The organism is Desulfopila sp. IMCC35006 (assembly GCF_005116645.1).
GTDB lineage: Bacteria > Desulfobacterota > Desulfobulbia > Desulfobulbales > Desulfocapsaceae > Desulforhopalus_A.
Window position 1 is genome coordinate 1 of sequence record NZ_SWCM01000034.1, and the last position, 2,789, is coordinate 2,789.

General features: G+C 49.9%; 2 protein-coding genes and 1 pseudogene. All 3 read right to left on the reverse strand.

Features of this window, described 5'->3' with window-relative positions; translation table 11 throughout:
- Positions 1–932: acyl-CoA dehydrogenase family protein (locus tag FCL47_RS23995; RefSeq protein WP_205747431.1), on the reverse strand; the 932-nt coding region annotated here is incomplete at its 3' end.
- A gap of 61 nt (positions 933–993) precedes the next feature.
- On the reverse strand, positions 994–2,244 hold the full coding sequence (locus tag FCL47_RS24000; protein ID WP_136816264.1) for an OFA family MFS transporter: 1,251 nt from the start codon (positions 2,242–2,244) through the stop codon (positions 994–996).
- A gap of 101 nt (positions 2,245–2,345) precedes the next feature.
- Positions 2,346–2,789: pseudogene (locus tag FCL47_RS24005) on the reverse strand (thiolase family protein); the annotation flags it as partial.

A 2,789-nucleotide genomic window follows, 5' to 3' on the forward strand; every position in this document is an offset into this window, starting at 1 on the left:
GTACGGATGGCCATTTCCGCTAGTTTTTCTTTGATAAGACCAAACTGGGAGATGGGCACCTTGAACTGTTTTCGCTCATTGGCATAACTGGCCGCCTGATCAAGGGCATATTTCGCCGCCCCTACTGCATTGGCCGCAACCTTGTGCCTTCCTATATTGAGGATATTGAAGGCGACGACGTGTCCTTTGCCTGGCTCAAAGAGCAGGTTTTCAACAGGCACCAGCACGTTGTCGAAAAAAACACTCCGGGTCGAAGAACCCTTGAGGCCCATTTTATTCTCTTCCGCCCCGGTGGTCAGCCCCTCGGCATGCCCATCAACGATAAAGGCACTGAACTTATCACCGTCGATCTTGGCGTAAACGATAAAAATATCCGCCATCCCAGCGTTAGAGATGAAGGTCTTGCTGCCATTGAGGACATAATGCGTACCCTCATCATTCAATGCCGCTCTGGTTTTAGCCGACAGGGCGTCTGATCCGGAACCGGGTTCGGTCAAGGCATAGGCCGATACTTTTTCCGCAGTGACAATTGAGGGCAGGTATGCCGCTTTCTGCTGTTCGTTGCCAAAATACACTATCGGCAGATTACCGATTCCGGTATGACCACCATGGGCAATCGCAAACGATCCTGTCGCCCCCAATTTTTCAGCAATAATGGTCGAACAGATTTCGTCGGTTTCCGTACCGTCATATTTCTCCGGAATATCTGAGCCAAGAAAGCCATATTTACCGGCCTCTACCAACAGCTCTCGCATCAAACCTTCTTTCTTGGCATCTATATCATCCATCACCGGAAAGACATTCTCATCGAGAAAAGACGCCAGGCTATCAGCGACCATGCGGTGTTCATCATCAAAATCTTCGGGAGTGAAGATATCTTTATGATCGGTGGCTCCCAGTAAATAGCTTCCACCTTTAGGCAGATTCGTCATAGTGACTCCTTTTACAGTAATGTGCACTTTTGTGTCGAATGGGCACTACAGTAATTTTTTTTTAAGATGAAGGTTCCATTACCATGCTGCTGGTGGACTCGGCTGCCTGTCTCTTTCGTTTGACGAGTATGCTGGCAACAACCGCAAGACCTATGGCTATGCAGCTCAGAGCGCTGGCAATGAGAAAAGCCTGTGAGTAACTGCCACTGTTGACCTTAATGATCGCAGCCAGACGGGGACCGATAAATGCGCCTATGCCAAAGGGGAGAAACATCACCCCAAAGTTCACCGCCAGATATTTAGCGCCAAAAGCATCGGCGGTCAAAGATGCCAGCATCCCCATGAAGCCGCCAAAACACATGCCGACAAGTAATATCGGAACAACCACTGCATAGGACGATGAGGCCAGCCAGAGCATCGCCAGGCCCAGAATGATGTAAATAATAACAAGAGAAGGCATTCGACCGATGCGGTCCGAAATAAGCCCCCACCCGAACCTGCCGCCTGAATTACAAAGGGCCAGAATACCGACCCAGGAACCCGCCGCAACCGCAGAATAGAGTCCTACCGATTGGAGTATCGGGGAAGCGTGCGCTATGATCATCAGGCCCGAGAGACCTCCGATGATAATGACCGCCGCCAGGCAGTAATAAAGTGGATCTAACAACATGCCGCGCCAGTCTTTATCGGGTATGACCATCGCTTTCTGCTGCACTTTGGATGGCGTCCACCCTTTGGGCCGAAAATCGGCTTCCGCAGTCTGAATAACCAGGGAAAGAGCACAGAGCAGCACGAGATAAAGGGTTCCGAGCATTTTAAAAGTCGGCAGAACCTCAAACTTTTCGATCATAATCGCCGCAACAGGGGCCCAGAGAAAGGCTGCACAACCAATTCCCGCAGCCAATATTCCGGAAACCATGCCACGATGATCGGGGAAAAAGCGGACCAGATTCGGGACAACTCCGGAATAGATAGTGCCCATAGAGATGCCACCCATTACGCCATAGGTAAGATACAGCTGGGTCAGGTTTTGGACATATCCAACAGCCAGCATTCCCACCCCATACACAATACTGCCAAATAAGATGATATATTTGGGTGCGATGTAGTCCTGCATTTTACCGGCGATAATGATGGGAATACAGGAGATAGAGTGAAATATGGCAAATGCTACGGAAACTTCCGCAACAGTCCACCCGAACTGGCTGGCAAGAGGTTTGACAAATACACTCCAAGCATATGTCTGGCCAATAATAACATTGATTAGGGTGCCAACAATTAGATATATCCAGCGTTTCGATTCTGTCTGCATATTTTCAACCTCTACGATAGTAGGTTTATTTTTGATCTGCGCCAGCCCACTTGCATAAAGAGGTGCACATGGCTTGCATCTGCACCTCTTTCCTGTAAAACCTACTCAACCTTCAGTAGCAGCGCAGCCCCGGTATCGCCGGCAGCACATCCGGCAATCAACACGTAACCGCCTCCGAGAAGAACCGCCTCTTCAATGCCCTCGATAATCAGCCGGGCAACCGTCGGCGCCTGGGGATGGCCGAAAATCATCGAGCAGCCATAGTTGTCAAAGCTGTTGACATCGATGCCGAATTCTTTGGCGAAATAAAGATCATTGGCGGCAAAGGGGTTATGGGTCTTGATTACCTTGATATCATTTATGGTGATCCCGGCATCTGCAAGAACCATTTTAGCAGCGGGAACAGGCGCCGCAGGCATATGAGATTTTTCCACACGGGCAAACCCATAAGAAATAACCTGGATAGCTTTTGTTGGATCCGGGCTCAGTTCCAATGCACGACTTTTGGTGGTGACGATGATCCCGGCATTGCCATCGGCGGGATG

What these genes read in the sequence shown, in the direction of transcription:
- FCL47_RS24000 (WP_136816264.1), bottom strand. Translation starts at nt 2,244, where the DNA reads ATGCAGACAGAATCGAAACGCTGGATATATCTAATTGTTGGCACCCTA.